The organism is Streptomyces sp. NPDC054866 (assembly GCF_053610745.1).
Genome location: NZ_JBSGZA010000001.1, coordinates 742,425 through 767,736, shown reverse-complemented (window position 1 = coordinate 767,736; position 25,312 = coordinate 742,425). Strand labels below are relative to the sequence as shown.

Here is a 25,312-nt window from a genome sequence, read left to right as displayed (position 1 = left end):
CAACTCCGGGAATGGGCCGGATGGTTGCCCGCTGTGTTGCCAGGTGTGCTGCTCGCCATCGCCCTCGGCCTCTGGGGCGTACGCCGCGGCGGCCACATGTGGCGGGACGAAGCGGTCACCTACGACGTCGCGCACCGCGGCCTGTCCGACCTCTGGCAGACATTGTGGAACGCGGACGCCGTCCACGGGCTCTACTACCTGCTGATGTACGGCCTCTTCCGGGTCTGTGAACTCTTCGGCGGCGCCGATCCGTTGCTCGTCATGCGGATCCCGTCCGTCCTCGCGATGAGTGTGGCCGCCGCCGGTGTGGCGGTGATCGGGCGGCACCTCGCCGGTCCGCGTGCGGGGCTGTTCTCCGGGGTCGTGTTCGCGGTGGTGCCGTCGATCCAGCGGTTCGCGCAGGAAGGGCGCTCGTACACGATGGTGAGCGCGTTGGTCGTCTGGGCCACGTACGCGCTGGTGCGAGCGGTCTCGGCCGACGGGCGTCGGGCGCGCCGGCTGTGGTGCTGGTACGGCGCACTGCTGCTTGTGGCCTGCCTGCTGCACGAGTTCGCGGTGTTCGCGCTGCCCGCGCACGCACTGACGGTGCCGCGGACCGCGCGTCGGGCGTGGGCCCTGGCCGCGGCGGCCGTGGTCACCGGCCTCGCGCCGCTCGCTGTGCTGAGCCGAAGGCAGCAGGATCAGGTGGGGTGGCTGCATGTCGACCTGAACCTGTACGCGGGGGCCGCCGGTCTGTGTGTTGCCGGGACCGTCTGCGCCGCGCTCCTGGGGAGGCGGGCGGGGGATGCGACGCGGCCGGTCGGGTTGCGCCGACTCGCCCTGCCCCTGCTCGTCGCCCCCACCCTCACGCTGCTGCTCATCGCCCCGGTCAAGCCCCTCTACACGGACCGCTACGTCCTGTACGGCCTCGCCGGGCTGGCGCAGCTCATCGGAGCGCTTCTCGACCGGGTCACGCGCGGCGGGCGAGGGCGCGCCGCCCTCGCCGTGGTGGCCGCCGCTGCCGGTCTGCTCGCACTGGCGCCCGTCAGCGCGCATCTGCGTACCCCTGAGAGCCGCCTCGACGACACGACAGCGGTCACGCAAGCCATTCAGGACGCCGGGCGGGAGGGCGACGCCGTGCTGTACATGCCCCTGCGGCGCCGGGTCTGGACCCTGCCTCACCCGCGGGCCGTCGCCGGGCTCGACGACCTCGCCCTCGAGCGGCGTCCGGCCGCGTCACACACCTTGTACGGCACCGAGGCCCCCGCCGATGTCATCCGGGCGCGGATGCTCAAGCAGCACCGGATCGTCTTCGTCACCGATCCCTCGCGCGACCCCGGCGACGCGATCGAGCGGGAGACCGTGAAGCGCGACGTCCTGAAGGACCGCTTCGAGCAGTGCGGCACCAAGAGCGCCCGGGGCTGGCGCGTCACCGTGTACGTCCGCCCCGGCCACTGCCGCGCTAACCCTTGACCCCCACATGAACCGTCTGTGCCGAAAGCAGGAACACGTCGGGCCTGTGGTGCAGGCTCTGGGTGTCGTTCTCGTCCAGGAGGCGGTCGACCGTGGCCAGGTCGTCGGGGTCGAGGGTGTCCTCGTGCATCTCCCGGCGGCGGGAGAGCTCCGAGAGGATCTGGGCGCGGGCCGTGTCGGAGACGGGGGCCGGCAGGTCCAGGAGGAACGAGCGGGTGCCCGCGTGGCGCAGGCCCGCCTCGGTGAGGAGCGTGGGCCAGTCCTCCGTGACCGACTTCGCGCCCGGCAGCTCCGCGCGCATCTGCGTGAACCATTTGTCGTCCGCCGCGTCGAAGCGGGTCTGGAGGCCCGGTCGGCCGAAGCCGATGTCGCGCGGCAGGCTGCGCTGGTTCAGGCCGCCCTCCAGGAGCGCGATCGCGCCGCCCGGCGCCAGGCGGTCCGCGAGGGCGGCCAACGCCGCCTCCTGGTCGCCCACGTGATGCAGGGCCCTGCCGATCCAGAGGAGGTCGGCGGGCGGCAACTCGCCGATTCCCTCCGGGAGTTCCGCGTGGAGCGTGCTCACCCTGTCCGCCAGGCCGTCGCGAGCCGCCCGTTCCCTCGCGCGCTCCAGGAGGGGCTCGGCCGGGTCCACCGCGATCACCTCGGCCTTGGGGAAGGCTTCCGCGAGGAGGAAGGAGATGCTGCCCGAGCCGCTGCCCACGTCCGCGATCAGCTTCGGCTCCGGCTGCCACGTGCGCAGCCACTCGGCGATCTCGCGGTTCTGCGGGGCTGCCAGCTCGGCGTTCCGCTCCAGCATCGGGCCCATGGTCGACCAGTCGATGTCCTCGTGGTGGTGGCCGTGCTTGTGGCCGTGCTTATGGCCAACGCCGTGGTCGTGGTCGTGGTCGTCGTCGTGGGCCATTCAGTGCCGCCGTCTCTGTGTCTTGTGTGGGGGGTCCTGGGGTCTTGTCCAGCCTGCGCCTACGCCTTCCTCCTGGCCAGTTCCCTTGCGGTTTCGGCAAGCTCTGTGGGCTGTCTCGGTCACGCATATCGCCTGTACAGCTTCTCCGCCGTCGACGCCAACTCCGCTCGGAGTTCGGGGGGTTCAAGCACCTCGATGTCCGCTCCCAAGCGCAGGAAATCGTCGTGGGCGTGGCTGACTGATTCGATGGGCAGGACCGCGCGTATCCAGCCGTCCGGGTCGGCGCGGCCCGTCGCCTCGGCGGCGCGCGCCGCGGGGCCCGTCAGGCGGGGCAGGGCGTGCGGGGCCAGGCGCACCACCGCCTCGGCCTGGTGGAGCCGCGCGTGGAAAGCCTCCTGGTACGACTCCCAGTACGCCGCCAGGTCGAAGTCCTCCGGGATGGTGAACTGACCGTCGGTCAGCTCCAGTTGGAGGATCTGGTCGACCCTGTACGTGCGTGGCGGTCCGGCCGAATCCGTGGCCTCCGCGATCACGTACCACCGGCCCGCCTTCAGGACCAGGCCGTACGGACGCAGGACGCGTTCCACCTCGGTGGGGGCCCGCCAGCGGCGGTAGCGGACGTGCAGGACACGGCTGTTCCAGACCGCGTCGGCGACGGCGGCCAGGTGGGGTACGTCGTCGGCGCGTGCGTACCAGCCGGGCGCGTCCAGGTGGAAGCGGGCGCCGACCCGGTCGGCGTGCGGGCGCAGCTCCGCCGGGAGCGCGGCGCGCACCTTGAGCTGGGCGGCGGCGAGGACCGGGCCGAGGCCCAGCTCCGCGGCCGGGCCCGGCGCGCCCGCCAGGAAGAGCGCCTCCGCCTCCGGCGCGGTCAGGCCGGTGAGCCGGGTGCGGTAGCCGTCCAGGAGCCGGTAGCCGCCCGCGTGGCCCGCGTCCCCGTAGAGCGGGATCCCGGCGGTGTGCAGGGCTTCGACATCCCGGTAGACCGTCCGCACCGACACTTCCAGCTCGCCGGCCAGCTGGGCAGCCGTCATCCGGCCCCTCGTCTGGAGCAGCAGGAGGATCGAGACGAGCCTGTCGGCCTTCACGGCGACGCCTCCCCCACATCGTCCGGACATCTGGTGAACTTCACTGACACAGGATGTCAGTGAAGCGGGCCTAGCGTCCCTGACATGCCCTTTCAGGAGAAACTGCGGCACTCGCCGCCACCCATCGAAGTGGCGGGCCGCCGCGTCAAGCGCTATCACGTCACCGCCGACCCGGCGGGCATCGAGCCCGGCGTCGAGAAGGCGGCGTACGAGATCCTGCCCCGGCTCCTTCCCGAGCCGGACGGGACGCCGCCCGCGACGTTCGTCGTGCTGCACCGGGGCGGGGACAGCGGTGCCTACCTCAACGCGTACAGCTGGGTGTGGGACAACGTCCTGCACTGCCGCGTCGCCGTCGCGGGCCAGCCCGCGCTCGGCTGCCCCGACCGGGACCCGACGCACTTCATGCTCCTCGACCGGCCGCTGATCGGCTGCGTCTGGGAGCTGCCGCCCCTGCTGCACGAACGCGACGCGTGGGTACGGCACTTGCTCGCACCCGAGCGCACCACCGACGCCCCCGGACCGACCGGCCCGGCCGGACCGGCCGGACCGACCGGACCGACCGGACCGACCGGCCTCGACGCCTACATCGCCGATGTCCTGCCCGACGGCACCACAGGAGACCACCGCTCATGAGCAGCCCGCACGATTTCGACTTCTTCTTCGGCCACTGGGACGTCGCGCACCGCCGCCGGACGGATTTCCTCGATCCTGAGAGCGGGTGGGAGGAGTTCGCAGCCGTCTCCCGCTGCTGGAGCCTCTTCGGCGGAGCCGCGAACATCGATGAAATGGACTGTCCCAGCGAGGGCTTCATGGGACTGACCCTGCGGCTCTTCGACAGGGAGACCGAGGAGTGGTCGCTGAACTGGTCCTCCAGTCGCAGCGGCAAGCTCTTCCCGCCCGTCGTCGGCCGGTTCGGGGCGGACGGCCTGGGCGAGTTCTACGGAGACGACGAGCACGACGGCAAGGCCGTCCGGGTGCGCTTCGCCTGGTCGGACATCTCCGCGAGCACCGCCCGCTGGGAGCAGGCCTTCTCCGTCGACGAGGGGAAGACCTGGCTGGCCAACTGGACGATGTGGTTCACGCGACGGGCGGGCTCAGGGACGGCTTTCGGAACGACTTGAGCGTGAACCACGGGTCGGGGCGCGGGACTTCCTGGTCGCGGAGGGCGGCGAGGCCCTCCGCGAGCTGCGCCGCCAGGGGGCCGTCGGGCGGGATGCGTGTGAACCATCCCCGGTGGATGTCGTCGACCGTGGAGCGGGGCGTGCGTCCCTGACCGTGGCCCCGGAACCGGGCTCCACCGGCCGGTGTCAGGCCTCGCGCCGCCGCGTATGCCTCGACCGCCCTGCCATGGTCGACGGCGGGGCGGATCGGGCGCGGGGCGAGCACGGCGTCGATGTCGCTGCCCACGTCGTGCGCGGCGGCCTTGTCTACGGTCGTGACGAACACCCCGCCGGGCCGCAGCACCCGGACGCACTCGGCGACGACGGCGGCCGCCTCCTCGGCGCCGGAGAGCAGATGGAGCAGCCACACCGCGCACACCGCGTCGAACGAGGCGTCGGGGAAGGGGAGTCGGCGGCTGTCGCCAAGGACTATGGCGCCCGGCACCCTCCCCGATGCCATGCGCGCCATGTTGTGCGCCGAGTCCACTCCGGTGACCCGAAGGCCCGCCCCGGCTAGGCGCCGGGTGACGAGACCCGTGCCGCAGGCGACGTCCAGGAGGGTGCGGGCGTCCGGCGGCAGCAGGCCGACGACCGCGGCGGCAGCGGCGTCGGCGCGCGGCTCTCCGCCGCGCGAGGCGTCGTAGCGGCCGGCTTCCTTGCCGTAGTCCAGCATCCGCGCTCAGACCGCCCCGTGCCCGACCGCAAGCTCTTCGACCCGGCCCGCAAGCTCGAAGTCGAGCGCGGTGAGAGCGCCGCCCGCGCTGTGCGTGTTCACGGACAGGGAGACGGTGTTGTAGCCCAGCGTCAGCTCGGAGTGGTGGCCGAGGTCCTCCTGGATCTGCGCGATGTGGACGACCATCGCGGTCGCCGCGAAGTGCGAGCCGAGCTGGAAGGAGCGGGTGATCCGGTCGCCTTCCAGTGACCAGCCGGGCAGCTCCGCGAGCCGCTCCTCGACGTCCTTCTGTGACAGCGGTTCGACTGACATGGCCGCGCCCCTTCCCGTCCGTATGACGTGCGTATGGCGTGCGTACGGCATGCGTACGACCTGTATGGCGTACGCACACACCCATCTCCCTCAGCCTGCCACACCGCCTCCCACAAGGCCCTGCTCAGCGCCACCGGACGGGAGCCTTGGATTACTGTCTCGGTATGACAACTGCCGTGTCCACCAAGGAAAGTACCGGCGTCGGCCCGCTCCTGCGCGGCTGGCGCGAGCGGCGCAAGGTGAGCCAGCTGGAACTGGCCCTGCGCGCCGACTCGTCGGCCCGGCACATCAGCTTCATCGAGACCGGCAGGTCACGCCCGAGCGAGGAGATCCTGCTGCGCCTCGCCGAGCACCTCGACGTTCCCGTAAGGGACCGCAACTCCCTGCTCCTGGCGGCCGGTTACGCGCCCCGCTTCCGGGAGACCTCGATGGACGACCCCTCGATGGGCGCCCTGCGGGAGGGCCTCGAGCAGCTCCTGCGCGCCTACGAGCCCTACCCCGCCCTGGTCGTCGACGCGACGTACGACGTGATCGCCGCGAACCGCGGCATCGCGATGTTCCTCGACGGCATCCCCGAGCACCTCCTCCAGCCGCCGCTGAACGCCATGCGGCTCACGCTCCACCCCGAGGGCCTCGCCCCCAAGATCCGCAATCTGCGCGAGTGGCGGGGGCATCTGCTGCACCAGATGGAGCGGCAGATCGCGCTCCAGCGGCCGGACGCGCTGCGCGCGGTGTACGAGGAGGTGGCGGCCTATCCGGTGGCGGATCCCGGTGTCGACGTGTTCGAGGCCGACGGCCCGCAGAGCGGCGTGCCCTACTTCGCCCTGCCCCTGCGCATCGAGCACGACGGGCACCTGCTCTCCTTCATCTCGTCGATCGCGACCTTCAACACCCCCATGGACGTGACGGTCGCCGAACTGGCCGTCGAGACGCTCCTGCCGGCCGATCCGGCGACGGTCAAATACCTCCAGTCGTCGGCGTCCTAGCGGCTGGTGAAAGGGAACATCATGCGGACCGAGGAGTTCAGCGGCGGCCGTCACGACGACGCGGACCTGACGCGCGCCGACTCGCTGGCCCGCGAGATCTTCGCGGGCGTGGCCAACAAATGGGCGCTGCTGATCATCAACGCGCTGGCCGACCGAACCCTGCGCTTCACCGAGCTGCGGACCGCGGTGGACGGCATCAGCCACAAGATGCTCACCCAGACCCTGCGCGGCCTCGAACGCGACGGCGTCGTGCACAGGACGGTGTACGCCACCGTGCCGCCCCGCGTCGAGTACCGCCTGACCGAGGCGGGCCAGGGGCTGCTCGCCACGGTCGACGGCATGTGCGCCTGGACGCACCGGTACCTCGCCGAGATCGAGGCCGCCCGCACCCGCTTCGACGCCCGGCCCTAGCTCCGCAGAGCCCGCAGCGCCGCGTACTGGACGGCGGCGAAGCCGCCGACGGTCACGGCCTGGAGCAGGGTCCACACCGCGCCCGCCGTGCTCGGCGAGAGCCAGGCGACCAGCGCGACGACACTGAGCACCGCCCAGGCCGCGTTCGCCTCGATCACCCCGCGGACGGGCAGCGTGGGCGGACTCTTGCGCGAGGCGAGGAAGCCGACGCCCACGCCGTACGCCGTGAGGAAGACGCCGAGGCCGAGCAGGAGTCCCGCGTCGACGCCGAGGAAGCGCCCGATGGGGCCCGAGGCGGCGGCGTACGCGAGGCCGTTCCCGGTGGTCACGACCGCGTCGAGGGCGAGGAAGCGGCGCAGCATGGTCTTCGGGTCGTTCGTGCGGGCCAGTGCGGTGAGCGGGTGCGCAGAGTACGTCGACATGAGGAACCGGCCTCCATCAGCGGAAGGGGAAGGGGAAAGGGAAGGGAGCCGGATCCGGTCCGGAGTGCGCCGGACCGGATCCGGTGAGACCACCCTGCCGGGCCCGCGGGCGGGGGTCGATTACCTCTGGGGTAAGCGCCGATGCCACGAGCGCCCCCGCAACCCGTACGGCTGTCGCCGCCGTGTGCCCCCGCCACCCCGGACCTAGGTTCGTTGAAAGGCAGACCTAGGGAGCTCAAGGGTGACAGAGACGACCGAGCCCGGCGCCGCGCTGCTGCGTGCGGGGAAGTTCTTCCGCCGCGGCACCGCCGCCCCCGACCTGCACAGCATCGGCCTCGTCGGCGGCCGGGACGCGGACGCCTTCTACCGGGACCGGTGGAGCCACGACAAGGTCGTGAACTCGACGCACGGCGTGAACTGCACGGGCTCCTGCCGCTGGAAGGTGTACGTCAAGGACGGCATCATCACCTGGGAGACCCAGCAGACGGACTACCCCTCCGTCGGCCCCGACCGCCCCGAGTACGAGCCGCGCGGCTGCCCCCGCGGCGCCGCGTTCTCCTGGTACACGTACTCGCCGACCCGCGTGCGCTACCCCTACCTCCGGGGCGTGCTCCTGGAGATGTACCGCGAGGCGAAGTCCCGGCTGCGGGACCCGGTCCTGGCCTGGGCGGACATCCAGAACGACCCCGAGCGGCGCAGGACGTACCAGCAGGCACGCGGCAAGGGCGGGCTCGTGCGGGCGACCTGGGACGAGGCCGTCGAGATCATCGCGGCGGCGCACGTCCACACGATCAAGACGCACGGCCCCGACCGGGTCGCGGGCTTCTCCCCCATCCCCGCGATGTCGATGGTGTCGCACGCGGCGGGCGCCCGCTTCATGTCGCTGATCGGCGCGCCCATGCTGTCCTTCTACGACTGGTACGCGGACCTGCCGGTCGCCTCGCCGCAGGTGTTCGGCGACCAGACCGACGTACCGGAGTCAGGTGACTGGTGGGACGCCGCGTATCTGATGATGTGGGGCTCGAACGTCCCGGTGACGCGGACGCCCGACGCGCACTGGATGGCCGAGGCGCGCTACCGCGGCCAGAAGGTCGTGGCCGTGTCGCCGGACTACGCGGACAACACGAAGTTCGCCGACGAGTGGCTGCACCCGCACCCCGGCACGGACGGGGCGCTCGCCATCGCGATGGGTCACGTCATCCTCAAGGAGTTCTTCGTCGACCGGCAGACGGACTTCTTCACCGACTACGTGCGCAAGTTCACCGATCTGCCCTTCCTGGTGACGCTGACCGAGCGCGACGGCGCGTACGTCCCTTCGAAGTTCCTGCGCGCCACCGACCTGGGCCAGAGCGGTGAGGGCGGCGACTGGAAGACGGCCGTCCTGGACGAGAACACCGGGCACCCGGCCGTCCCGAACGGCTCGCTCGGCTTCCGCTGGACCGAGTCCGGCAAGGGCAGGTGGAATCTGGAACTCGGCAACATCAAGCCGCAACTCTCCCTGCACGGCTCCGACGTGGCCACAGGTGTCGAGGTGCTGCTCCCCCGCTTCGACACCGAGGGCGGCACGCACGGTCAGGGCCGCGGCGAGGTCGTCAGCCGGGGGGTTCCGGCGACCCGGCTCGGCGGCCAGGACGGGCCGCTCGTCACGACGGTCTTCGATCTGCTGCTCGCGCAGTACGGCGTCGGGCGCGAGGGGCTTCCGGGCGAGTGGCCTTCTTCGTACGAGGATGCCGACGCGCCCGGCACCCCGGCCTGGCAGGAGGCGCACACCTCGGTCCCGGCCGCGAAGGCGGTGAAGATCGCGCGGGAGTTCGCGAGGACCGCCGAGCAGTCGCGCGGCCGGTGCATGATCCTCATGGGGGCGGGGACCAACCACTGGTTCCACTCCGAGACGATCTACCGCGCCTTCCTCGCGCTGCTCCAGCTGACCGGCTGCCAGGGCCGCAACGGTGGCGGCTGGGCGCACTACGTCGGGCAGGAGAAGTGCCGCCCCGCTACCGGCTGGGCGACGCTTGCCAGCGCCAACGACTGGAGCAGGCCGCCTCGGCAGATGATCGGCGCCGCGTACTGGTTCCTCAACACCGACCAGTGGCGCTACGACAAGTTCGCGGCGGACGTGCTCGCGTCGCCGCTCGGCGAGGGCCGGTTCGCCGGGATGACGGGCGCCGACTGCCTGGCCCTGTCGGCGCGCACCGGCTGGATGCCGTCCTATCCGACCTTCGACCGCAACTCCCTTGATCTGGGCGACACTTCGGGGGCTTCGGGTGATCCCGTCGCCAATGTCGTCGACGAACTCAAGGCAGGCACCCTCAACTTCGCCTGCGAGGACCCGGACGCCCCGGAGAACTGGCCGCGCGTCCTGACCCTGTGGCGCGCCAATCTGCTCGGCTCGTCGGCCAAGGGCGCGGAGTACTTCACCAAGCACCTGCTCGGCACGCACTCCTCGCTGCGGGCGGAGGAGGCGGCGCCCGACGAGCGGCCCTCGACGGTGAAGTGGCGTGACGAGGCTCCCGAGGGCAAGCTCGATCTGCTCGTCTCGCTGGACTTCCGCCAGACGTCGTCGACGCTGCTCTCGGACGTGGTCCTGCCCGCGGCCACCTGGTACGAGAAGCACGACCTGTCCTCCACGGACATGCACCCCTACGTCCACTCCTTCACCCCCGCCGTCGACCCGCCCTGGCAGGCCCGCACCGACTTCGACACGTTCAAGGCCATCGCGGAACGGCTCAGCGAGCTGGCCGTGGACCATCTCGGCGTACGCAAGGACGTCGTCGCCACCGCGCTCCAGCACGACACCCCCGGCGAGACGGCGCAGCCCGGCGGGGTCGTCCTGGACTGGCGCAAGGGCGAGTGCGAGGCGATCCCGGGCAAGACCATGCCGGGTCTGACAGTGGTGGAGCGGGACTACACCGCGATCGGCGCGAAGTTCGCGGCGCTCGGTCCGCTGGCGGAGCAGCTGGGCCTGCCCGCGAAGGGCATCGCGCTCCACCCCGACCAGGAGGTCGACGAGCTGCGCGAGCGCAACGGCGTCGTACGCGGCGGACCCGCCGACGGGCGCCCCGCCCTGGACACGGCGGTCAAGGCGGCGAACACCATCCTCGCCCTGTCCGGCACGACCAACGGCCGCCTCGCCACGCAGGGCTTCCACACCCTGGAGGCGCGTACGGGCCAGGAGATGGCGCACCTGGCCGCCGAGCACGAGGGCAAGCGCATCACGTACGCCGACACGCAGGCGGCGCCCGTCCCCGTGATCACCTCGCCCGAGTGGTCGGGCAGCGAGTCGGGCGGGCGCCGCTACACGGCGTTCACCCTCAACACCGAGCACCTGAAGCCCTGGCACACGCTCACCGGGCGCCAGCACTTCTTCCTCGACCACGACTGGATCCACGAGCTGGGCGAGGCGATGCCCGTCTACCGGCCACCGCTGGACATGAACCGCCTCTTCGGGGAGCCACGCCTTGGCCCGGACGGCGAGAAGGAGGTGACGGTCCGCTATCTCACCCCGCACAACAAGTGGTCCATCCACTCCGAGTACCAGGACAACCTCTTCATGCTGTCGCTCTCCCGGGGCGGGCAGTGCATCTGGATGGCGCCGCAGGACGCGGACGCGATCGGCGTGAAGGACAACGACTGGATCGAGGCGGTCAACCGCAACGGCGTCGTGGTCGCGCGAGCGGTCGTCTCGCACCGCATGCCGGCCGGCACGGTCTACATGCACCACGCGCAGGAGCGCACGGTGAACGTCCCCAAGGCGGAGACCACCGGCAAGCGCGGCGGCATCCACAACTCCCTGACCCGCCTGATCCTCAAGCCGTCCCATCTCATCGGCGGATACGCCCAGTTGTCGTGGGCCTTCAACTATCTGGGCCCGACGGGCAACCAGCGCGACGAGGTGACGGTCATCCGCCGCCGCTCGCAGAAGGTGGAGTACTAGATGCGCGTCATGGCACAGATCGCGATGGTGATGAACCTCGACAAGTGCATCGGCTGCCACACCTGCTCCGTCACCTGCAAGCAGGCGTGGACCAACCGCGACGGCATGGAGTACGTCTGGTTCAACAACGTCGAGACCCGTCCGGGCCAGGGCTATCCGCGCCGCTACGAGGATCAGGAGAAGTGGCGCGGCGGCTGGGAGCTGAACAAGAAGGGCGCCCTGAAGCTCAAGAACGGCGGCCGCATCAAGGCTCTCCTGGAGATCTTCTCCAACCCCAAGCTGCCGGAGATCAAGGACTACTACGAGCCCTGGACGTACGAATACAAGAACCTCACCGACGCCCCCCTCGGCGACGACTATCCGGTCGCCGAACCGCGCTCGCTGATCAGCGGCAAGCCCATGAAGATCGAGTGGTCGTCGAACTGGGACGACAACCTGGGCGGCGCGACCGAGTACGGCGATCTCGACCCGATGGTGGCGAAGACCCGTGAAAAGGCGGCGGAGAAGGTGAAGTTCGCCTTCGAGCAGACCTTCATGTTCTATCTGCCGCGGATCTGTGAGCACTGCCTGAATCCGGCGTGCGTGGCGTCCTGTCCGTCCGGGGCGATGTACAAGCGCGAGGAGGACGGCATCGTCCTGGTCGACCAGGACAGCTGCCGGGGCTGGCGCAAGTGCGTGACGGGCTGCCCGTACAAGAAGGTGTACTTCAACCACCGCACCGGCAAGGCCGAGAAGTGCACGATGTGCTACCCGCGCCTTGAGGTGGGTCTGCCCACGGTCTGCTCGGAGACGTGCGTGGGGCGGCTGCGGTATCTGGGTGTGATCCTGTACGACGCCGACAAGGTGACGGAAGCGGCGTCGGTCACGGACGACAAGGCGCTGTACGAGGCCCAGTTGGGGGTCTTCCTCGACCCGGAGGACCCCGAGGTGCGGCGCGAGGCCGAGCGGGCCGGGATCGGTCACGACTGGGTCGAGGCGGCACGCCGCTCCCCCGTGCACGCTCTGATCAGCACATACAAGGTAGCGCTTCCGCTGCATCCGGAGTACCGCACGATGCCGATGGTCTGGTACATCCCGCCGCTCTCCCCGGTCGTGGACGCGCTGAGCGAGACCGGGCACGACGGCGAGGACCTGGACAACCTCTTCGGCGCGATCGACACCCTGCGCATCCCGCTCGAATACCTCGCGGAGATCTTCACGGCCGGTGACGTGGGCCCGGTGCGATCCTCCCTTGAGAAGCTGGCGGCGATGCGGGCACACATGCGGGCCATCAACCTCGGGGAACGTCCCGACAGTTCGGTCGCCGAGACGGTGGGCATGTCGGGCCAGGAGATCGAGGAGATGTACCGGCTGCTCGCCATCGCCAAGTACGAGGACCGCTACGTCATCCCGACCGCCGCGGTCGGTGACGCACAGCGCCTCGAGGAGTCCGCGCTGCCGGACTCGTGCAGCCTCGACTACGAGGACGGTCCGGGGATGGGCGGCGACGGCCCCTTCGGTCAGGACTCGGGTCGCAAGCAGCTCCCCCTTGTGACCATCGAGAACTTCCACGCCTTGCGGGACCGGCAGACCGCCGACGAGCAGCCATCCGCCACCGAGAAGGACACCCTGTGAGCGACCACGCCGTGCTCTACCAGGCAGCCGCGCACTGCCTGTCCTATCCGGACGAGGAGTTCCGCGGGCTTCTGCCCCAACTCAACGCTGCCGCACCCGAGTTGGAGCCCTTCCTGTCGCACGCGGCGCAGACCGGCGCGTCCGAACTGGCCGCGCACTACGTCCAGGTCTTCGACTTCAAGAACCGCCACAGCCTCTATCTGAGCTGGTGGCGCGACGGCGACACGCGGCGGCGCGGGATGGCCCTGGTCCGCTTCAAGGAGGTCTACCGGGAGCACGGCATGGAGTTCACCGGCGAGGAGCTGCCGGACTTCCTGCCCGCGGTCCTGGAGTTCTCGGCGCACGCGGGCCCCGTCCTCCTGGAGGAGAACCGGGCGGGCCTCGAACTGCTGCGGCTCGCCCTCACCGACTTCGGTACGCCGTACGCGCCCGTACTCGACGCTGTGTGCGCGACGCTGCCGGGGCCCTCGCCGAAGGACCGGGCCGAGGCGCAGGCCCTTGCCAGGTCGGGGCCCCCGCGGGAGGACGTCGGCCTTGAACCCTTCGCACTGATCGAGGAGCACTGATGAGAACGCTGCTGTGGGGCGTCATCCCGTACGTGGCCTTCGTCCTCCTCGTGGCGGGCCTCCTGTGGCGCTACCGCTACGACAAGTTCGGCTGGACGACGCGCTCTTCGCAGGTGTACGAGTCGAAGCTGCTCAATATCGCGTCGCCGATGTTCCACTACGGGATCCTCTTCGTCCTCGTCGGGCATCTGGTGGGGCTCTTCATCCCGGAGTCGTGGACGGAGAAGGTGGGCGTGAGCGAGCACACCTACCACCTGTTCTCGCTGTACGGGGGCACGGCGGCGGGCGTCCTGCTGGTGCTCGGCATCCTGCTGCTGCTCTACCGGCGTCGCACGAACGCGCCGGTGTTCCGTGCGACGACCGCCAACGACAAGCTCATGTACCTCGTGCTGTTCGCGGCGATCGTGCTCGGCATGGTGGCCAAACTGACGCACGCGTCGGGCGAGGGCTACAACTACCGCGAGTCGATGGCGCCTTGGGCCCGCAGCCTGTTCACTCTCCAGCCGGACACGGACCTGATGGCGGGGGTGCCGGTCATGTACCAGATCCACGCGGTGGTCGGGATGGCGCTGTTCGCGCTGATCCCGTTCACGCGGCTCGTGCACATGTTCAGCGCGCCGGTGCAGTACCTGTTCCGTCCGTACGTCGTGTACCGCAGCAGGGACCCCCGCCGGGTGGGGCCGCGTCCGGAGCGGCGGGGGTGGGAGAAGACGGGGTCGTGATCGCCGGACGGGCTGATGACAGCCCGTCCGGCGTTTGAGGACGAACTCGGCGAAGCCGGTGATCGACGGTGCGCTACTCCCCGGCCCGCTTCTCCTGCTCCCCCGGCTTCTCGTCGTCCACGATCTCCGCGTCGACCACGCCCTCCTCGGCAGAGGCCCCCGAAGCCGAAGCCCCCTGCTCCTGGGCGCCCTCGCCAGAACCCGCGTACATGGCCTGCCCCATCCGCTGGCTGACGGTGGCCAGCTTCTCCGCGCCCACGCGCAGGGCCGCCGTGTCGTCGGCCCTGTTCTTCAGGAGGTCCTTCAACTCCGCTGTCGCCGCCTCCACTTCGGCCCGGGTTTCCGCAGGGACCCGCTCCTCGTTCTCCCGCACGAACCGCTCCGTCTGGTACACGAGCTGCTCCGCCTGGTTGCGGGTCTCGGCGGCGTCGCGTCGTTTGCGGTCCTCCTCCGCGTGCTCCTCGGCCTCGCGCACCATGCGGTTGATGTCGTCCTTGGGCAGTGCGGAGCCGCCCGTGACCGTCATGCGCTGCTCGCGCCCGGTCGCCTCGTCCTTGGCGGACACGTGCATGATTCCGTTGGCGTCGATGTCGAAGGTGACCTCGATCTTGGGCACCCCACGCGGCGCCGGGGGCAGCCCCGTCAGGTCGAAGACGCCCAGTTTCTTGTTGTACGCCGCGATCTCCCGCTCCCCCTGGAAGACCTGGATGCCGACCGACGGCTGGTTGTCCTCGGCGGTGGAGAAGGTCTCCGAACGCCGGGTGGGAATGGTGGTGTTGCGTTCGATGAGCTTGGTCATGATGCCGCCCTTGGTCTCGATCCCGAGGGACAGCGGCGTCACGTCCAGGAGCAGGACGTCCTTCACGTCACCCCTGATCACCCCGGCCTGGAGCGCCGCGCCGAGCGCCACCACCTCGTCGGGGTTGACGCCCTTGTGCGGCTCACTGCCGGTGAGTTCCTTGACCAGTTCCGTCACCGCGGGCATCCGGGTCGAACCGCCCACCAGGATCACGTGGTCGACGGCCGAGAGCTTCACGCCCGCGTCCTTCACCGCCTGGTGGAAGGGGCTGCGGCAGCGCTCGAGCAGGTCCGCCGTCAGCTCCTGGAACTGAGCGCGGGTCAGTTTCTCCGCCAGGTGCAGGGGGCCGTCCGCCGACGCCGTGACGTACGGCAGGTTGATGTCCGTCTCGCTCGACGACGACAGCTCGATCTTCGCCTTCTCGGCGCCCTCCCGCAGCCGTTGCAGGGCCATCTTGTCCTTGCCGAGGTCCACGCCGTGGGCGTTCTTGAACTGCCTCACCAGGTACTCGACGATGCGCTGGTCCCAGTCGTCGCCGCCCAACTGCGTGTCGCCGTTGGTGGCCTTCACCTCGATGACGCCGTCGCCCATCTCCAGGAGCGAGACGTCGAAGGTGCCGCCGCCGAGGTCGAAGACGAGGACCGTCTGGTCGTCGCCCTTGTCCAGGCCGTACGCGAGGGCCGCGGCGGTGGGTTCGTTGATGATGCGGAGCACGTTCAGGCCCGCGATCTCGCCGGCCTCTTTGGTGGCCTGGCGCTGTGTGTCGTCGAAGTACGCGGGGACGGTGACGACCGCGTCCGTGACGTCCTCGCCCAGATAGGACTCGGCGTCACGCTTGAGCTTCTGCAGGACGCGGGCGGACAGTTCCTGCGCGGTGTAGCGGGTGCCGTCCACCGACCCGCCCTCGGGGAAGCGCCAACTCCCGTCACCCATATGGCGTTTGACGGAGCGCGCGGTGCGCTCCACATTGGTGACCGCCTGCCGCTTGGCGACCTCTCCGACGAGTACGTCGCCGTTCTTCGCGAAGGCGATGACCGAAGGTGTGGTGCGCGCTCCCTCCGCGTTGGCGACGACCGTGGGATCACCGCCCTCCAGGACGGCCACCACCGAGTTCGTCGTACCGAGGTCGATCCCGACTGCACGTGCCATGTCCAGTCCCCTTCCACCGCGAGCCCGTTTCCCGGCGTACTTCGACCTCCATCACAAAACTTGAGCGGCCCGTTGTCAATGCCGCCTATGACGGTGCCGCCGTCCCGTACGGGACGGCGGCACCGTCAGAAAATGGCCGGAAAGCCGTACGTCAGGCCAGCTTCGCCGTCAGCGTGATCGGCGTGGCCTTCAGCGCCTGGCTCACCGGGCAGTTGACCTTGGCGTCCTCGGCGGCGGCGAGGAACGCGGCCTCGTCCATGCCCGGCACCGTGCCCTCGACGGTGAGGTGGATGCCGGTGATGCCGGTGCCCGGCTGGAACGTCACGTCGGCCGACGTGACCAGGCGGGTCGGCGGGGTGCCCGCCTTGTCGAGGCCGTTCGAGAAGGCCATGGAGAAGCAGCTGGAGTGCGCGGCGGCGATCAGCTCTTCCGGGCTGGTCTTGCCGTTGGCCTGCTCGGCGCGGGACGGCCAGGACACGGCCTGCTCCCCGATCCCGGAGGAGTCGAAGGTGACCGTGCCGGAGCCCTCCAGCAGGTTGCCTTCCCAGACCGTGTGCGCGGAGCGCGTGGTAGCCACGATGTAGATCCCTTCAGTGCGGTTCCGTGATGCGTCGCGGAACGTCCGTGCTCCCATCCGATCACACCCTGAGTCGAGGCACGCGGAAGACCGGCTCACGGGCGGTGAACGACGGGCGACCACCGGGCGCCCCAAGGGGTCGCGCTCCATGGGGGGTTGCGGGTCAGCCGTCACCCTGGCCCGCAAGGCGGCGCACGAGTCCGATCAGCGCGTCCCGCTCCGTCTCCGGGCGTTGCTCTCCGCCGAAGATCATCCTGACCGCCTGGGGCACGCTGAACCACCAGGCCCCAAGGGCGAGTACGGCGTAGAACAGCGCCTTGGGATCGAGGTCCGGGTCCAGGGTGCCGTCACGCTGGGCCTGGGCGAGCGCCTCGACCCTGGACCCGTAGGTGGCGGCGCGCTCGGGCTCCTTGAGTGCGGGGGCGCCGGTGTCGCGCAGGCCCTCCCAGTGCAGGAGCCGGATGAACTGGGGGCGTGAACGGTGGTAGTCGTACAGCCGGCCCGCGTAGTCGCCGAGGTCGGCGGCCTGCTCGACGGTGACCGGGATGGCGGTGGCGATGCGGTCGAGCTCGGCCTCCAGGACATGCCCGAAGAGCTTCTCCTTGTTGCCGAAGTACTGGTAGATCCGCTCCTTGTTGACGCCCGCCCGCTTCCCGACGCGGTCGATGCGGGCGCCGTCGAAGCCGTGCTCGGAGAATTCGTCCACGGCGGCGTCGAGCAGCGCCTGACGGGTGCGTGCGGTGTCCCAGGCCATGGGGCCAGCATACCCAACCAGTTGTTTGGAGATGACCCTGCCGCGTGTTAGCTTTCCGGCACCAATCTCCAAACAGTTGGTTGGAGATTCCCGGATTCCCGGAAGGAACCCCCCATGCAGACCGCACCCCCGCCCCGTCACCACATGGCCCTGATGATCTGGCTCTCGGTCTTCCCGACCCTCACCATCCTGGAACTGCTCTTCCATTCCTGGCTGGCGAAACTGCCCATGGTCGTCCAGACTCTGCTCCTCAGCGCGGCCGTGGTCCTCACGGTCGTGTACGTCCTGATGCCACGGCTGCAGAAGATCCGCGGCAGGCTCCTCAGCAGCGAGAGCCGGGGTTCCTGAGGCGGCACGGCAGTCCCGGTGCGCGGTCGCTATGGCCGAAATGCCAACTGTGCAAGGCGCGTCTGCGGTGACACTTTGAGGCCCCCTCGCCCACGGGACGAGGAGTCCACTCAGGGGGTTTGGCCATGCGCATGAACTACTCGGAACGCGGTCCGTCTCCGCTGGAAGGCGCGAAGCCCGGAGCCGCCGGTGACCGTGACTCGACGTTTGGCTGGTGGGGTGCCTTCAGCATCCAGAAGTTCGTCAACCAGTCACCTCTCTTCCACACGCACGCCGACGCCTCCGGGTGGCTGGCGTACCTCCAGCAGTTCTACGACCGCAACTTCTGGTTCGCGGACGGCGGGGCGCAGGTCTGGGCGTACGAGGAGACGTACGACAACTGGCAGGACCGCTACGGCATGGACGCGGTGGTCGCCGTCTACCACTCGGGCCACGGCGGCATGGACGGCAACGGCGTCTTCTTCGCGCCGCTCGGCGCGGTCTGGGACGGCCGCAGCGACGCGATCTCGAACCGGATGGCGCTCGGCAACGAGAAGGCCAACTACGTCTTCTGGTCCACCTGCACCTCGCTGCGGGTCCTCGGCGGGCACTCCCCGATCCGCACCTGGGCGGGGCCCAACATCGGCTTCCGCATGATCTTCGGGTTCGAGACGGTCAGCATCGACAGCCCGGACTACGGCAAGAAGTTCTGGGAGAAGTGGCGGGCCGGGCAGACGTTCACCGACGCGTGGCTGAACGCGAGCTGGGACATCTACAAGGGCCAGGCGCCGTCGGTCTGTGCGGTCGGCGTCAACCAGGCCGATGCCAACGCCCGGCTCAACGGCGAGCGAACCCTGTACCGCGAGCACGTGGCGGACAACTGGTACGCGTGGCGCTGGTACAACGCGCGCGAGAGCCTCAGGGAGCCGCTGACGCAGGCGCCGGCCAGCCCGCAGATCGTGCAGCTCGCGCCGCGCGACCCGAGTCAGGAGCTCACCAAGATGGGCCGCATCGCCGACTTCCCGTCGGCGGCGCTGCAAGAGGTGCAGGTCGAGCGGCAGGGCGTGCTCAGCGCCACCTCCGGTGACCGGACCGTCTCCACGGCTCCGCACGCCATCCGGTGGGTCAAGCTCGCCGAGGCCAACCACCGCAACCTACGGCAGCTGCCCACGGAGCGGGCGGTCCAGGCGGCGCACGAGTTCGCCGCGCAGCACGCCGACGGAGCCGAGCTCGTCGTGGACAGCGTGCACGACCTGATGCAGAACTCCGGGGCGAAGGACGGCTCCGAGCTGGGCGAGCCGGTGTCGCTCGAAACCCATGTGACGTTCCGGCAGGTCTTCGACGGCATCCCCGTCATCACGCCCGACCGCGGTCTCATCCGCGTGGCCCTGGACAACGACGCGACCGTCGTCCAGGCGCAGATCTCCACGCGCGAGACCACCGGCACGACGCGCGAGCCGAGCACCGACATCGCGCCGCCGCCCCAGGGCGGCACGGCCGCGGCCGCCGCGCCGCGGGCACGCGACCCGCGCGAGGCTCTCGCCGCGGCCCAGCGGAAGCTGCTCGCCGAGCTCGCCGCCGTCACGGCCGACGAGCCGGGCGGCCAGGGTGCCGCGGCGCAGCGGGAGCCCGAGGTCAGGGACGTGCCGGGCACGTTCGACGTCGGCTATGAGATCGAGGGCAACGAGGCCTACCCGGCCGCCCGCAAGCTGATCGAGATCGGCCCGTCCGACGGCATGTTCACCACCCGCCGCTGGGTGGTCGCGCCGCTGGCCAGGTAGTACGGAACCATCAGTGGGTGGCGGTCCGCTCCTTGCGGGCCGCCATCCACGCGTAGACGAGCACGCCCGCGAAGAGGAACAGGACGCCCTGGTAGACGGCCGCGTACCCGGACCCGGCGACCAGCCACATGGAGAATCCGAACGCGATGCCCGCGAGGACGCCGTCCCGCACCAGGCGGGCACGGTTGACGCGCTCGCCCTGCCCGGAGACGAGGAAGTAGATCTGCGCGACGGTGGCCAGGAGGTAGGGCACGGTCGCGGTGAACGTGGTGATCAGGACGAGGGACTCGAAGACGCCGCTCGATCCCGCCGTGTAGTTGTAGACGGTGAGCAGCGAGGCCAGGACGACGGTGACCAGGACGCCCACGGTCGGCACGCCGCGCTTCTTCTTGCCGAAGGCCGCGGGGAAGAGCCCGTCCTTGGCGGCGGCGTACGGCGTCTGGGCGCTCAGCAGGGTCCAGCCGTTCAGGGCGCCGAGGATCGAGACGACCGCCGCGAGCGCCACCGCCGTACCGCCCCAGGAACCGCCGAACATGACGTTGACGGCGTCCGAGAAGGGCGCGGTGGAGCCGACGAGCTTGTCGTGGGCGACGGTGCCGAAGACGGCGAGGGTGCCGAGCAGATAGACGAGGGCGGCGCCGAGGGTGCCGAGGATGGTGGCGCGCCCGACGTTGCGCCGCGGGTCGCGCACCTCACCGGCGCTGACGGCCGCCGATTCCACGCCCAGGTAGGAGAAGAGCAGGATCGCGGCGGAGGCGGAGATCGCGCCGGCCGGGCTGTCGTCGCTCGCCTGGAAGGGGCCGAGGTTGGCGCTGTCGAAGAAGAAGAGCCCGCCGACCGCGACCAGGAGCAGGGGCACGAACTTCAGGACGGTGGCGACGACCTGGACCGCGCCGACGTAGCGGGTGCCCGCGAAGTTCGCGAGCGCGGGCAGGAGTTGCAGGGCCAGGGCGGCCAGGCAGGCGGTCCACCTGTGGTCGTTGACCGGTATCAGGACGTCCAGGTAGCCGACGGCGGCGACGGCGAGCGCGGCGTTCGACACCCAGGCGGTGGCCCAGTAGGACCAGGCCGCGAGGAAGCCGGCGAAGTCGCCGAACGCGGCGCGGGCGTAGACGTACGGTCCGCCGGTGCGCGGATCGCGCTGCGCGAGCCGGCCGAAGACCAGGGCGAGGGCGATGGCGCCCGCGGTCAGGACGCCGAACGCGACGAGGCTGATGGTCCCGAAGGGGGCGACGGAGGCCGGGAGCAGGAAGATGCCGCCGCCGATGATGTTGCCCATGACGAGGCAGGTGGCGATGGGAAGGCCGAAGCGGCGGGCGTGCTTGCTGCCGCCGTCCTCGTGCCGCTCTGTCGGCTGTTCTTCCTGGTCGGGGGCCGGAGCCGGCTGGATCGCGGTTCCGGTGTCGTGCATGGGGTGGTGCCTCTCATCGTGCCGAAGACGCCCGGGATCGCCGGGGCGAGAGACATGGTCGGGCACGGCGCGGGCCGCGCAAAATCAGTGTGTTTTGTCCTGCGCGGCAGGGTCGGCGACCGCAAAAGCTGTGCCCTCCGGGCCGCGGTGCCGGGAATCGTCCACAGCCGCGGCAACCCCTCCGACCAGCGGAATCTCGGGCCCCAGATACTCACCGAGCCAGCGCCGAAGGACCTCGTGGACCTGCTCGGCGCCGACGAGTTCCTGCCCGTCGTCGAGCGGCGCGGACAGCGCGAGGGGCGAAAGGAGGAACGGCTGGGCCTGGGCGCCGCCGAGTCCGCCGTGCGAGCCGATCTGCTCCTCGAAGGCGAGGACTTCGCCGTCCTGGGGGTCGTACCAGGAGTTGACCATGATGTCGGCGACGTGCGGGAAGCCGTCCGTGCGGCGCACGGCGTCGGCGGCGCCGGGCCCGAAGTCGGCGAGCGGTCCGAGGTCGCCGGGTTCTGCGTCTTCTGCGTCTTCTTCGTCGAGGTACACCTCGCCGCCGCGCGCGCCGAGGACGACCGGGCCGCGCTCCGAGCTGCGTACGAGGAGGAAGCCGATGCCCGGGTGGTTGGCGAGGGTGGGCAGGAGCGCCGGATGGCGCAGGTCGATCTCCTCGCGGGTCATGCGGTGCGGGACGTCGGGGAAGGAGACGAGGCCGAGGTTGCCGGACGCGAGGACGACGGGCTCCGCGCGGCGGGCGGGGCGGTGTTCGCCCGCGCCCTCCTCGACGGGGCGGCGCAGCGCGGCGCGGACCGTCGAGCGGGCCTCGGCACCGCTGTGCGTGCGCTGCGCCTTGCGCGGCACGGGCAGGCCGCAGCCGGCCCTGACGAGGTCGCCGAGGGTGAGGCCGTAGCGGGCGCGGAAGGTCTCGCCGGGGCTCTGGCCGTGGTCGGAGAGGACCACGATGCGGTAGGCGCGGGGGGCGTGTTCGGCGACCTTCGTGATCAGCGCGAGGGACCGGTCGAGCCGCTGGAGCACCTTCTCCACGTCGCTGCCGACGGGCCCCGAGTGGTGGGCCACTTCGTCGTACGCGACGAGGTCGGCGTAGACCGCGCTGCGCCCGGCGAGCATGTCCCCGATGACAGCGGCGACGACGACATCGCGCTCGACGACGGTCGCGAAGGCGCGGATGAAGGGGTAGAGCCCGCCACGGCCGACGCGCGGACGGCGCTTCTTGAGCCGGGCGCGGGTCGACTCGCCGATCTCGCGGCCGACTTCGGCGACGAAGGACAGGGCGGTGCGTACGGCGTTGGCGGGGTCGGAGAAGTAGGCGAAGTACCCGGCGCGCGAGCGGTTCTCCTTGCCGCGGCGTGCGGCCATGGAGAGGACGAGGGCGACCTGCTCGGCGCCGCCGCTGAAGAGGTTGCCGCGGCTGGCGCCGTCGAGGGTGAGGAGGCCGCCGTCGCCGGTGCGCTCGATGGCGCGGCGCTGGAGCTCGACGGCTGACGCGGGCCGGTTGGAGACCATGACCTCCCCGGTGTCCTTCTCGTACCAACGGAAGGCGGGGACATCGTGGTTGGAGCCGTGCAGGATGCCGAGCTGGCTCGCCCCGGTCTGGCTCGACCAGTCGGTGCGCCAGGGCGTGAGGCGATGGCTGGGCTCGCCCCCGTGACCGAGCCAGCCCGCGACAGTCGGCATGAGGCCCTTGTCCACGGCGGTGCGCAGGACGTCGTGGCCGACGCCGTCGAGCTGGATGAAGACGGTGCCGGGCGGGACGGGGCCGACCCTGCCTTCGGAGCGGCGGCGGCGCCTGCGGTCGGCGAGGCGGTAGAGGCGGCGGCGGTAGGCGTCGTCGTCGCGGACGGCGAGGGCGCCGCCGGTGGCGGAGGCGACGGCGGACATGACGGCGGCCACGACGACCGCGGTCTCGGCGTTGGCCTCACCGCGGCCGTCCGGAATCAGCCCGAGGGCGAGCAGGAGCAGCGACCCGTTGAGGAAGAAGGCGAGAAGTCCGAGCACGAGCGCGGGCACGAGCAGCAGAGCCCGCACGAGCAGGGGCCACACCAGCGAGGAGAGCAGGCCGAAGGCTCCGGCGCCCAGGGCGGCCGTGACGGCGATGCGGGTGGCGCTGTCACCGTCGTCGGACTGCAACTGGAAGTCGGGCAGGATCCCGGCGAGCGCGAGCATGGTGAGCGTACTGACCAGCCACACGGCGACGGATCTCCACAGAGCACTGCCGACCGCCCGCCATCGCCCTCGCCCCACGCCGTGCCGCCTCACGTTTCATGACAGATCAGGACACCAGCGTGTCACAGGGTGAAAAGGTCGGCGGGCGGGGAAGGGTCAGCGGCCGTCGTACCCCGCGGTCGGCATGGAGAGCCGCCGGTGGACATGGGCCTTCATCACCGCGTCGTACGACGGTTCCGCGAGGCCCGCCGTCTCGATCCGCACCCCGCGCCGCCCGCACTCCGCGGTGAACTCGTCCGGCGAGCGCAGCGCGCGGTCGAGGACCCGGCGGCTCGGCACGACGAAGAGGTCCACGAGGCCCTCGTCCACGTCGGCCCAGAGCACGGCGTGATCGGCGGGCAGCCCGCGGACGACGAGTTCCCGGGTGACGACGTACCCCCTGGCGGCGGCCCATCGCGCGCACATCGCGTGCTGGCTGCGGGAGTCCACCAGGAAGGGATCGGCGTCCAGCTCCTCCAGCGGTGTCAGGCTCGCGATCGCCGCGACCCGCAGCACTGTCACGCTCGCGGTGTCTCCCATCGCGTCCCCCTCACCTCTGGCGTCAGCCGAAGACCCTACTCCTGGCCGTAGGCTCGTAAACAGTCGCGCGAAGGAGGAACCGGAGTGCCGGTGGAGATCACCTGGTGGGGTCATGCCACCTGCACGGTCGAGGACTCCGGGCTCCGGGTGCTCACCGACCCGCTGTTCGCCCGCCGCCTCGCCCATCTGCGCCGGCGCAGAGGCGCGCTCCCGCCTCCCGAGGCGGCCGTCGCCGACGCCGTGCTCCTCTCCCATCTGCACGCCGACCATCTGCATCTGCCGTCCCTCGCACGGATCGCCCCCGGCACGCGCGTGCTGCTGCCGCGCGGCGCCCGCAGGCAGGTGCCGGGGCTCGCGCGCAGGCTCTCCCATCTGCGTCTCATCGACGTCGTTCCGGGCGACGAGGTGCGGATCGGCGAGCTCGTCGTACGGGTGGTGACGGCGCGGCACGACGGGCGGCGGTTGCCCGTGGGCCCGCACGCCGCGCCCGCTCTCGGCTTCGTGGTGCGGGGCGAGGCACGGACGTACTTCGCCGGGGACACCGGTCTTTTCGACTCGATGGCCGAAGAGGTCGGGGACGTCGACGTGGCGCTGCTTCCGGTCGGCGGCTGGGGGCCGTATCTCGGCCATGGTCATCTCGACGCGGGCCGCGCGGCGGTCGCCCTCGCCAGAATCGCGCCGCGCAGTGCGGTGCCGGTGCATTACGGGACGTACTGGCCGTACGGCATGGACGCCGTGCGACCGCATGAATTCCACACGCCGGGCGAGGAGTTCGTGCGCCAGGCCGCGCTGCTCGCGCCCGAGGTGGCGGTGCACCGCCTGGGGCACGGCGAGAGCGTGCGGCCCGAGGTCACCAAGGGAGAGCCTCAGTGATCCTCGCCGCAGCGGCCCAGGTGCCGCCGGAGTCGACGCAGCAGGCGGTCGGCTATCCGTCGCTGTTCCTGCTCATCGTGCTCGGCGCGCTGGTGCCGGTGGTGCCGACGGGGGCGCTGGTCAGCTCGGCCGCCGTGGTGGCGGTGCACCAATCGGCGCCCTTCGCGCTGCTGGTGGTGTTCGGGGTCTCGGCGTTCGCCGCGTTCCTCGGGGACATGGCGCTGTACTGGCTCGGGCGGCGGGGCATGCGCTCGAAGAACGGCTCGCGCTGGCTCGCGGCGATCCGTGACCGCGCTCCCGAGGACCGTCTCGCGCAGGCGCAGGCCAAGCTCGCGGACCACGGGGTCCTGGTCCTCGTGCTCTCCCGTCTCGTCCCCGCCGGACGGATTCCGGTGATGCTGGCGTGCCTCATGGCAAAGATGCCGCTGCGCGAGTTCGCCCGCGGCGACGTGCCTGCGTGCCTCGCCTGGGCCGTGACGTACCAGCTGATCGGCATCCTCGGCGGCTCCCTCTTCAAGGAGCCGTGGGAGGGCGTGGTGGTGGCGGTCGGTCTCACGGTGCTGATCAGCGTGGCGCCGACGGTGTGGCGCAAGGTCCGGCGTACGGCGTCCTGAGCGGCTCGGCAGCGCCCCGTAAGGGGCGCGGGGAACTG

Annotated in this window: 24 protein-coding genes; 13 read left to right on the top strand and 11 right to left on the bottom strand. The window is 70.7% G+C overall.

Annotated elements, in window-relative coordinates; genetic code table 11:
• Nucleotides 1–33: 33 nt before the first annotated feature.
• Nucleotides 34–1,452: a glycosyltransferase family 39 protein gene (locus ACWGI2_RS03280; protein WP_453693492.1), complete on the top strand. Its 1,419-nt coding sequence runs from the start codon at nt 34–36 to the stop codon at nt 1,450–1,452.
• On the opposite strand, the gene ACWGI2_RS03275 is transcribed toward ACWGI2_RS03280, so the two are convergent.
• Both ACWGI2_RS03275 and ACWGI2_RS03270 read right to left on the bottom strand, forming a co-directional pair.
• A complete protein-coding gene (locus tag ACWGI2_RS03275) occupies nt 1,442–2,353 on the bottom strand; it encodes a methyltransferase (RefSeq protein ID WP_453693490.1) in 912 nt (303 codons plus the stop codon). The genes ACWGI2_RS03280 and ACWGI2_RS03275 overlap by 11 nt on opposite strands.
• A 119-nt stretch (nt 2,354–2,472) precedes the next feature.
• Nucleotides 2,473–3,438 (bottom strand): helix-turn-helix transcriptional regulator, encoded by a 966-nt coding sequence (locus ACWGI2_RS03270; RefSeq protein WP_453693488.1) that lies wholly within the window; start codon nt 3,436–3,438, stop codon nt 2,473–2,475.
• An 84-nt stretch (nt 3,439–3,522) separates the two neighbouring features.
• Here ACWGI2_RS03270 and ACWGI2_RS03265 point away from each other — a divergent pair, with 84 nt between their 5' ends.
• Together ACWGI2_RS03265 and ACWGI2_RS03260 are read left to right on the top strand one after the other, a co-directional pair.
• Nucleotides 3,523–4,071, top strand: coding sequence for a hypothetical protein (locus ACWGI2_RS03265; protein ID WP_453693486.1), 549 nt, complete (start codon nt 3,523–3,525; stop codon nt 4,069–4,071).
• Nucleotides 4,068–4,559: a hypothetical protein gene (locus tag ACWGI2_RS03260; RefSeq protein WP_453693484.1), complete on the top strand. Its 492-nt coding sequence runs from the start codon at nt 4,068–4,070 to the stop codon at nt 4,557–4,559. The genes ACWGI2_RS03265 and ACWGI2_RS03260 overlap by 4 nt, the downstream gene beginning before the upstream one ends.
• Here ACWGI2_RS03260 and ACWGI2_RS03255 read toward each other — a convergent pair.
• Nucleotides 4,516–5,271: a class I SAM-dependent methyltransferase gene (locus ACWGI2_RS03255; protein WP_453693482.1), complete on the bottom strand. Its 756-nt coding sequence runs from the start codon at nt 5,269–5,271 to the stop codon at nt 4,516–4,518. The genes ACWGI2_RS03260 and ACWGI2_RS03255 overlap by 44 nt on opposite strands.
• Nucleotides 5,272–5,277: 6 nt before the next feature.
• Nucleotides 5,278–5,583 (bottom strand): 4a-hydroxytetrahydrobiopterin dehydratase, encoded by a 306-nt coding sequence (locus ACWGI2_RS03250; protein ID WP_453693480.1) that lies wholly within the window; start codon nt 5,581–5,583, stop codon nt 5,278–5,280.
• Between the two features lie 164 nt (nt 5,584–5,747).
• On the opposite strand from ACWGI2_RS03250, the gene ACWGI2_RS03245 reads away from it, so the two are divergent.
• The gene (locus ACWGI2_RS03245) at nt 5,748–6,569 is read left to right on the top strand and encodes a helix-turn-helix domain-containing protein (RefSeq protein WP_453693478.1); all 822 of its coding nucleotides are present in this window, start codon (nt 5,748–5,750) and stop codon (nt 6,567–6,569) included.
• A 21-nt stretch (nt 6,570–6,590) separates the two neighbouring features.
• Complete coding sequence (locus ACWGI2_RS03240; RefSeq protein WP_453394412.1) at nt 6,591–6,980, top strand: winged helix-turn-helix transcriptional regulator; 390 nt, start codon at nt 6,591–6,593, stop codon at nt 6,978–6,980.
• Here the strand turns inward: ACWGI2_RS03240 and ACWGI2_RS03235 are convergent.
• Complete coding sequence (locus ACWGI2_RS03235) at nt 6,977–7,402, bottom strand: hypothetical protein (RefSeq protein WP_453693476.1); 426 nt, start codon at nt 7,400–7,402, stop codon at nt 6,977–6,979. The two genes, ACWGI2_RS03240 and ACWGI2_RS03235, sit on opposite strands and share 4 nt — an antisense overlap.
• 241 nt (nt 7,403–7,643) lie before the next feature.
• Here ACWGI2_RS03235 and ACWGI2_RS03230 point away from each other — a divergent pair, with 241 nt between their 5' ends.
• The 4 genes from ACWGI2_RS03230 to narI are packed head-to-tail and all read left to right on the top strand — an operon-like array spanning nt 7,644 to nt 14,238.
• The gene (locus ACWGI2_RS03230; protein ID WP_453693474.1) at nt 7,644–11,336 is read left to right on the top strand and encodes a nitrate reductase subunit alpha; all 3,693 of its coding nucleotides are present in this window, start codon (nt 7,644–7,646) and stop codon (nt 11,334–11,336) included.
• Complete coding sequence (narH, locus tag ACWGI2_RS03225; RefSeq protein ID WP_453693472.1) at nt 11,337–12,950, top strand: nitrate reductase subunit beta; 1,614 nt, start codon at nt 11,337–11,339, stop codon at nt 12,948–12,950.
• On the top strand, nt 12,947–13,516 hold the full coding sequence (narJ, locus tag ACWGI2_RS03220) for a nitrate reductase molybdenum cofactor assembly chaperone (protein ID WP_453693470.1): 570 nt from the start codon (nt 12,947–12,949) through the stop codon (nt 13,514–13,516). The genes narH and narJ overlap by 4 nt, the downstream gene beginning before the upstream one ends.
• Nucleotides 13,516–14,238, top strand: a complete 723-nt coding sequence (narI, locus tag ACWGI2_RS03215; protein WP_453693468.1) for a respiratory nitrate reductase subunit gamma — start codon at nt 13,516–13,518, stop codon at nt 14,236–14,238. Before narJ ends, narI begins: the two co-directional genes overlap by 1 nt.
• A 73-nt stretch (nt 14,239–14,311) precedes the next feature.
• Here narI and dnaK read toward each other — a convergent pair whose 3' ends face one another.
• The 3 genes from dnaK to ACWGI2_RS03200 form a co-directional block, all read right to left on the bottom strand.
• A complete protein-coding gene (gene dnaK / locus ACWGI2_RS03210) occupies nt 14,312–16,186 on the bottom strand; it encodes a molecular chaperone DnaK (protein ID WP_453693466.1) in 1,875 nt (624 codons plus the stop codon).
• Between the two features lie 151 nt (nt 16,187–16,337).
• Complete coding sequence (locus ACWGI2_RS03205; RefSeq protein ID WP_344528536.1) at nt 16,338–16,763, bottom strand: OsmC family peroxiredoxin; 426 nt, start codon at nt 16,761–16,763, stop codon at nt 16,338–16,340.
• Nucleotides 16,764–16,926: 163 nt separating this feature from the next.
• Nucleotides 16,927–17,517 (bottom strand): TetR family transcriptional regulator, encoded by a 591-nt coding sequence (locus tag ACWGI2_RS03200; protein WP_453693464.1) that lies wholly within the window; start codon nt 17,515–17,517, stop codon nt 16,927–16,929.
• 114 nt (nt 17,518–17,631) lie between these two features.
• On the opposite strand from ACWGI2_RS03200, the gene ACWGI2_RS03195 reads away from it, so the two are divergent.
• Both ACWGI2_RS03195 and ACWGI2_RS03190 read left to right on the top strand, forming a co-directional pair.
• Nucleotides 17,632–17,865, top strand: a complete 234-nt coding sequence (locus ACWGI2_RS03195; protein WP_453693462.1) for a hypothetical protein — start codon at nt 17,632–17,634, stop codon at nt 17,863–17,865.
• A 125-nt stretch (nt 17,866–17,990) separates the two neighbouring features.
• Nucleotides 17,991–19,625, top strand: coding sequence for a DUF6345 domain-containing protein (locus tag ACWGI2_RS03190; RefSeq protein ID WP_453693460.1), 1,635 nt, complete (start codon nt 17,991–17,993; stop codon nt 19,623–19,625).
• Nucleotides 19,626–19,635: 10 nt separating this feature from the next.
• On the opposite strand, the gene ACWGI2_RS03185 is transcribed toward ACWGI2_RS03190, so the two are convergent.
• The 3 genes from ACWGI2_RS03185 to ACWGI2_RS03175 form a co-directional block, all read right to left on the bottom strand.
• The gene (locus tag ACWGI2_RS03185) at nt 19,636–21,036 is read right to left on the bottom strand and encodes an amino acid permease (RefSeq protein ID WP_453693458.1); all 1,401 of its coding nucleotides are present in this window, start codon (nt 21,034–21,036) and stop codon (nt 19,636–19,638) included.
• Nucleotides 21,037–21,120: 84 nt separating this feature from the next.
• Nucleotides 21,121–23,286, bottom strand: coding sequence for a phage holin family protein (locus tag ACWGI2_RS03180; protein ID WP_453693456.1), 2,166 nt, complete (start codon nt 23,284–23,286; stop codon nt 21,121–21,123).
• Between the two features lie 78 nt (nt 23,287–23,364).
• Nucleotides 23,365–23,787: a hypothetical protein gene (locus ACWGI2_RS03175; protein WP_453394401.1), complete on the bottom strand. Its 423-nt coding sequence runs from the start codon at nt 23,785–23,787 to the stop codon at nt 23,365–23,367.
• Nucleotides 23,788–23,871: 84 nt separating this feature from the next.
• On the opposite strand from ACWGI2_RS03175, the gene ACWGI2_RS03170 reads away from it, so the two are divergent.
• Together ACWGI2_RS03170 and ACWGI2_RS03165 are read left to right on the top strand one after the other, a co-directional pair.
• Nucleotides 23,872–24,660, top strand: a complete 789-nt coding sequence (locus tag ACWGI2_RS03170) for an MBL fold metallo-hydrolase (RefSeq protein WP_453693454.1) — start codon at nt 23,872–23,874, stop codon at nt 24,658–24,660.
• Nucleotides 24,660–25,274, top strand: coding sequence for a DedA family protein (locus tag ACWGI2_RS03165; RefSeq protein WP_453394911.1), 615 nt, complete (start codon nt 24,660–24,662; stop codon nt 25,272–25,274). Before ACWGI2_RS03170 ends, ACWGI2_RS03165 begins: the two co-directional genes overlap by 1 nt.
• The last annotated feature ends 38 nt before the right edge of the window (nt 25,275–25,312 follow it).